The sequence below is a fragment of the Amphibacillus indicireducens genome (genome assembly GCF_039539605.1).
GTDB classification, from domain to species: domain Bacteria; phylum Bacillota; class Bacilli; order Bacillales; family Amphibacillaceae; genus Amphibacillus; species Amphibacillus indicireducens.
The window spans coordinates 1-6,493 of record NZ_BAABDL010000095.1; the positions used below are offsets into that span (position 1 = coordinate 1).

Annotated in this window: 8 protein-coding genes; 3 read left to right on the forward strand and 5 right to left on the reverse strand. The window is 35.1% G+C overall.

Annotation, left to right across the window (positions count from 1 at the left end; translation table 11 throughout):
* Nucleotides 1–57: 57 nt before the first annotated feature.
* The 3 genes from ABD814_RS09040 (at nt 58) to ABD814_RS09050 (ending at nt 1,940) form a co-directional block, all read left to right on the forward strand.
* Entirely contained in the window at nt 58–579 is a 522-nt protein-coding gene (locus ABD814_RS09040) for a signal peptidase II (protein ID WP_344912410.1), read from the forward strand.
* A gap of 70 nt (nt 580–649) precedes the next feature.
* Nucleotides 650–1,486 (forward strand): DUF3267 domain-containing protein, encoded by an 837-nt coding sequence (locus ABD814_RS09045; protein WP_344912412.1) that lies wholly within the window; start codon nt 650–652, stop codon nt 1,484–1,486.
* Between the two features lie 298 nt (nt 1,487–1,784).
* Nucleotides 1,785–1,940: a hypothetical protein gene (locus tag ABD814_RS09050; RefSeq protein WP_344912414.1), complete on the forward strand. Its 156-nt coding sequence runs from the start codon at nt 1,785–1,787 to the stop codon at nt 1,938–1,940.
* 442 nt (nt 1,941–2,382) lie between these two features.
* Here the strand turns inward: ABD814_RS09050 and ABD814_RS09055 are convergent, their stop codons facing one another.
* The 5 genes from ABD814_RS09055 to ABD814_RS09075 form a co-directional block, all read right to left on the reverse strand.
* Nucleotides 2,383–2,634: an HPr family phosphocarrier protein gene (locus ABD814_RS09055; RefSeq protein ID WP_344912416.1), complete on the reverse strand. Its 252-nt coding sequence runs from the start codon at nt 2,632–2,634 to the stop codon at nt 2,383–2,385.
* A gap of 210 nt (nt 2,635–2,844) precedes the next feature.
* Nucleotides 2,845–3,801, reverse strand: coding sequence for a DNA-binding protein WhiA (gene whiA, locus ABD814_RS09060; RefSeq protein ID WP_344912418.1), 957 nt, complete (start codon nt 3,799–3,801; stop codon nt 2,845–2,847).
* Between the two features lie 15 nt (nt 3,802–3,816).
* Nucleotides 3,817–4,785: a gluconeogenesis factor YvcK family protein gene (locus tag ABD814_RS09065; protein ID WP_344912420.1), complete on the reverse strand. Its 969-nt coding sequence runs from the start codon at nt 4,783–4,785 to the stop codon at nt 3,817–3,819.
* Between the two features lie 2 nt (nt 4,786–4,787).
* On the reverse strand, nt 4,788–5,669 hold the full coding sequence (gene rapZ, locus ABD814_RS09070) for an RNase adapter RapZ (RefSeq protein WP_344912424.1): 882 nt from the start codon (nt 5,667–5,669) through the stop codon (nt 4,788–4,790).
* Between the two features lie 15 nt (nt 5,670–5,684).
* Nucleotides 5,685–6,146 carry an NUDIX hydrolase gene (locus tag ABD814_RS09075; protein WP_344912422.1) on the reverse strand — a complete coding sequence of 154 codons (462 nt, stop codon included), beginning with the start codon at nt 6,144–6,146 and terminating at the stop codon, nt 5,685–5,687.
* Nucleotides 6,147–6,493 lie beyond the last annotated feature (347 nt).

Genomic DNA, 6,493 nt, shown 5'->3' on the forward strand with positions numbered 1-6,493 from the left:
TTGATTGGTTATTTTTAATTGATTTGATGCGGTTTATTCAGGTTTTATGATTGGGCTATGAATAATCTAGGATTAACTTTAATCACTGTCGATCTATTCACCAAAGTCATTATTTTCTTTAATTTTATGGATCTAAATTTTAGTTTTCTAAATGGCAACTTTGGCTTTAATCCATTCATTAATCGAGATCAAATGTCGATCTTTAATTCTTTATTCAATTTAGGCATTAGTACAAACAAATTAATCATTATTAATGTTGTTACATTAATCTTACTTTGCCTTTTATACGCTCGCATTAAAGCGGTCTTTGGTATCGATAAGCATACAACTGTTTTTTTCATTCTGTTCATTTCTGCATCAATTTGCTCAATCATTGATAAATTGTTGCTAGGTGGTAGCTTAGATTACCTATTAATTTTCAGATGGATTTGTGATCTTAAAGACATTTACCTATACTTAGGTTTTCTTTATTTAGTAATCTATTTAGTTAAAAATGTCGATTCATCGAGTTCTTTTAAAGATGATATTAAAAAGATAAAAAAATTGTTTCAATTAAATAACAATACTATTAACCGATGATTAAATAGTTGAGTAAGAGGATTCATCATTATGATCTTCTATTCTTAACAGTGAAAAAGGAGCATCAATTATGTGGCTTATTATTTTTTCTATCCTGACTTCAATATTAGTGGTTATTAGTGTGTTTGGTATTATAAGAAATAGACAGCACAAGCTTTACTTTTTGATTACGGGTTATTTAGTTTGTATTATTGGTTTAGCTATTTACAACAACGAGCCAAGAATCTTTGGTTTAGTTGGTTTGTTAGGATTAGTCCCTCTTATCGCTAGAATAAAGCAGGATTTGAATAAACGTAATATCGTTTTTAAAGGAAAATACACAGATGAAAGTCAAATCAAAACTGGGCACTTACCTAGTGATGCTGTTGTGTTTAAAGAACCTAGTACGATTATAGGCTTAATCTTGTCTGGCTTGATAGTAAGTATCCCCATTATCGCTATCACTTTTACAGGTCTAATACTAAAAGTTGATGTTCTTGCAATCAACTATTGGCCTTTCATGTTGATGGTAGTGCTAAGCTTGATATTAGGATATCCACATGAAATCATCCACGCTTTATGCTTTCCTAACGAGAGTACTAAAGAGATCTGGTGGTCGACAGAAGTAATGCTTGTTTACTGTAATACACCGATATCAAAAAAGAGGTTTATCTGGATGTCAGCAGCTCCAAATATAATATTAGGGTTTATTCCTTTTAGTTTGTTTATGCTTGGAGTATTTGATTTCAATTATTCAATCTCTGAGTTTGTAGGCATTATTTCTTGGTTTATGATTTTGTCAGGAGTAGGCGATTACCTTAATATCTTTAATGCAATCAGGCAGGTCCCAAGACATGCAAATGTCATTAATTATGGTGTTCATTCATATTGGGTTAAGGAAGTGTCAAAGCGTCATGAGATTATTTAACAAGCCTAACAAAGTACTTAAAGTAAATTGAATCCTTATCGATATATTTATAAAGCTCACTTTGCTGAGATATTATCATTTATGTTAAAATTGTAAGTAATATCAACTTTATGACTTATTAGGGTGGTGCTTAAAATGACCAATGTACCAAAACAACAGTTAAAAAGTATTTTACCTAAGATTTTTATGTTCGGAATTGTATTAGGTGTTGTTTCAACGGCTATATATTACCTTTTTGTGAAATAAAATGATCTCAACAATATATTTCATTTGTATTGAGTTGAAGGGGGAGTGAACAATGATTAAATTATCTGAAGAAATCAAAAACGAGTTCGATAGAGCATTAAAAGAAAATCCGATTCTCACCAAAGTAGTTTTATGCCTTATGATTGGCTTATTTATATACTATGTCGGTTATGAAATCGGTAAATTTTCTGCTCATCTACTGAATTGATGAGAATAAAAGCCCTCTCAGAAAATAAAGACAATCAAAAATAAATTAAGAGGTGAATTCCCATGAAAAAACCTTTGGAAATTATTTTACGATTAACAAAAACAATTGGTCAACAACAGTAAAGTATTCAATCAAAATAGGATTCTTCAACGGATTAATTGGTGGAATGTTACTTATAATATTTCAATAGACCTTTTCATTTTATCTGTAGGTAATTAAAATGGATACATCTAAACAAATCAATTAACTTTTATGATCTAATTTTACCTTCCGTATTACTGTATTTTTCTAAGAAAAATCGTAACCAGACAAATTGATAAACCTCACTTAATAATTTGAGACAGCCCGCAACTGATCTCTTATTTTTTAGCTCAAACAAATAAGCCATCTAATTTAGATGGCTTATCGTAACGCTAATATTTTATTTAATTTGTATTTTACTCTACTCTGATAAGCACGCGATTAATGCGTCAATAGCTTCTTCTCCGTCCGGTCCATCACTAAATAGCATAATCGTCTCTCCGCTTGCAATGGCTAGGCTAAGTACACCCATAATACTTTTTGCATTAATGCGACGCCCTTTTTTCTCTAAAAAGATTTCTGCTGCAAAACGATTTGCTTCCCGAACAAACTTAGCTGCTTTATCCGCCTGTAACCCTGGTTCAACCGCTACAACTACTGACTTTTCAACCATATTAAAGCGCTCCTCTCAATTTTACCATCTAAGCTATTTAAGTATATGATGATTGACACCTTGATTATAACCTATTAATGACTTAATTTGAAGAACCCGTTTTACTTTTTATTAGAAAACTTGGCATTCGCCAAGCCTTTAGGCGAATGCTTTAGTTGCACTTATGTAGTAAGAAAGTTGTTATACTTTCTTATCTACCAAAAAAAACAATTATTTAAGTTCACCATTCATGCCGTGGTCTTGTCTAATTTGATCAGCGATTTGGTCAATTTTCTTCAGGCGATGGTTAATCCCTGATTTACTAATTTTCGCGCCTGAGACAAGCTCACCTAATTCTTTTAATGACGCGTCTTGGTGTTCGACTCTCACTTTGGCAATCTCCTGCAATTTGATCGGTAACGTTTCAAGTCCAACCACTTTATCAATCAATTTAATATTCTCAACTTGTCTAAAAGCTGCGCCAATTGTCTTATTTAAGTTAGCTGTTTCGCAGTTAACTAAGCGATTGACCGAGTTCCGCATATCACGGATAATGCGAACATCTTCAAACTTAAACAAAGCTTGGTGTGCGCCAGTTAAGTTAAGAAATTCAGTAATTTTCTCCGACTCTTTAATGTACGTAATGTAGCCGTTACGTCGTTCGAGAATTTTTGCCCGTAAATCAAAACGGTTCATTAATTCACAAAGTGACTCATTATGTTCTTCGTATGCGTTGGCGATTTCTAAGTGGTATGAAGATGTTTCTGGGTTATTGACAGACCCTCCTGCTAAAAATGCTCCTCTCAAGTAAGCGCGGCGGCAACAGTCTTTCGCTAAGTATTTATCGGAAATCGTTCGAACGAAAGTGAATGGTTCAATCAAAATATTTAAGCTTTGGAGTATTTCTTTTGAGCCTTCTTCAATGCGGGCGATGTAGACGTTGTTTTTCTTGAGCTTCATCTTTTTGCGGACGAGTAATTTAATTGGGTATGGATAAAGTGATTTAATCAATGTATAAATTCGTCTGGCGATTGCTGCGTTTTCTGTTTGGATATCTAAAACGTGTGATTGGCGTGCAATCGAAATGGCACCATTCATGCGAATCAGCGCTGCTAATTCAGCTTCTTTACAACAATCATTATTTTCAATTTGGGTCATTTCCTTTTTAATCTCGGATGCAAATGACATGGTGATCTCACCTCCCTAGTTTTTAGGATCGATACCAATTAACGTACAAAGAATTTCAGCCACCTTTTTATAGTCATGGCGTAAATATTTTTGTTGTTCATCAATAATATCCGCTTCAATAATTTCTAATCCTAGTGAAGCTAGTCGATCTAAATCGTATTCAACTGGTTCTGCATTTTCTTCTGCGTATTTTTCCCGAACGGATTCAGTAATTTTTTTGTTATGGACAATGATCTTATCAACACAACCCTCTCCGACGTGGTCTATTATCGCTTGGGCATGATCAGCAACGGTATAACCAGATGTTTCACCGACCTCAGTCATCACGTTACAGATATAGACAACCTGTCCTCTTGTTTCGCTTAGTGCATTTGCAATTTTCGGGACGACTAAATTAGGTAGTGTACTTGTATAAAGACTGCCTGGCGAGATGACGACGAGATCAGATTGCCTAACTGCTTCAATCGCTTCTGGTAAGGGGATAATCATTTTGGGTTCAACAAAAACACGCTTAATTTGTTTATTAGCTAAAGGTATTTTTGATTCACCAACAATGATTTCACCGTCGAGCATTTCAGCATTTAAAAAGACATTTTGATTTGCGATTGGATAGATACGCCCTTTTACTTTGAAAACTTTAGCAATTTCTTTAATCCCAGTATAAAAATCGCCTGTTACAGCTGTCATTGCTGCTAAAAATAAGTTCCCCATCGAATGGCCCGTCAGCCCTTCTCCATTTGTAAATCGATGTTGAAATAATTTCTCCATCATTGGTTCTACTTCAGATAAGGCTGCAATGACATTTCGAATGTCTCCTGGTGCTGGCATGGACATTTCGGTTCTTAATCTTCCTGAACTCCCACCATCATCAGCAACAGTTACGATCGCTGAAAGGTCGATTGGGTAATGTTTCAATCCACGCAAAAGGACAGGCATCCCTGTCCCACCACCGATAACGGTGACCTTTTTATTTTTGGACTTCATCTTTAATGTCCCTTTCTTTTATCAATGTCTCGATGTGACACGTGTGTAATGTATTGGTTGGAAAAATGCTTCGAATAGTGTTCAGCTAAAGTAACCGAGCGATGCTGTCCACCAGTACAACCAATCGCAATCACCAGTTGTGATTTACCTTCCTTTTTATATTGTGGCAACATGAAGCTTAATAAATCAAGCATTTTTTCATTAAATTTTTGCGTTTCTGACCATTTTAAGACATATTCACTCACGTCTTTCGTCAAACCTGTGAGTGGCTGTAAATGATCGACATAGTGTGGGTTCGGTAAAAATCGCACGTCAAAGACTAAGTCAGCATCAATCGGCATCCCATATTTAAAGCCGAATGAGAGAAAATGAATCGAGAAGATTTTTTGTTTTTCCTCACCGTATTTTCCGATAATCTTTTCCCTTAATTCTTTTGGTTTCAAATTCGTTGTGTCAATAAAATATTGCGCACGCCCACGAAGATCGGCAAGCATTTTTCGTTCTTGATTAATCCCTTCTAGTGGTAGTCCTTTCGGTGCGAGTGGGTGATTTCGTCTCGTTTCTTTATATCTTGAGACAAGTACTTTATCTTGCGCGTCTAAAAATAAAATATGTTCTTCTAACCAATCGGACTCGGCTAAATGATCAAGTGCGTCAAATAAAGAGTCAAAAAATTCTCTCCCACGTAAGTCCATCACAAGTGCAACTTTATTAATCGTGTTATTCGCGTCTTTCATTAATTCAACTAGTTTAGGTAATAAAGCTGGAGGTAAATTGTCGACACAGTAATATCCCAAATCCTCAAAACTTTGAACGGCAACGGTTTTCCCCGCTCCAGACATGCCTGTAATGATTACGAGCTTCGTCTCTTGACTACTTACCATCATTTATTTCCTCCTTCATTCATTTTTATTTAATCGATAGCTAATCAACTGATCACTTTCATCTAAATCAAAACTTGCATATAAATGCTGTTTGTTTTTTAACAAAAATTGATGAATGAATCGGTCACTTGGTGCTGTTGGAATCTGGTCAATCTCAGCAACCGGGATCCATTCGAGCACACCCTCTGGCGATTCTTCAATGAGCTGACCCGTATATTGATCGGTCATGAAGGTAAACATCATCCATTCATCTTTTGGTTTTGGTGCAGAAGCTTTTGTCATTGTCGCAACACTATATAATTGAGGGTTTTTAATTGTTAGGCCAGTTTCCTCTTGGACTTCTCTGATCACAGATTCATGGACAGATTCGCCTTGTTCCATTTTTCCACCTGGCATCGCATACCAGCCGTAGCGTGGCTTTTTCAGCAGCAAAACTTCCTCATCTTTTATAATTAAACAGTTCGTTACTCGTTGCAATTTGACTCACTCATTTCTACTATATTCAAACTTCATTATACTATAACTGCTTAGTACTGACTAGCAATCACATTTGGGAATTCAGGTAACACACGATTGTTCCACATCGGACAATTTTTGATGCAAAGATCAAAAAAATGTCCGATATTTAATAAAAAGCACAAAAATTGATCTGGATCAATTGTTCGGTGCTGAATCTGCGTTATCGTTTAATTATCCGGGAGTTTGACACTTTGAATTACAAAAAACATTAAGAAGCCTTGATATGGCTTATTTTTTTTTGTCAAATTTCTCATTTTATTATTGAGTACTATTTAGTACTATGTTATAATAAAGATATTCCAACA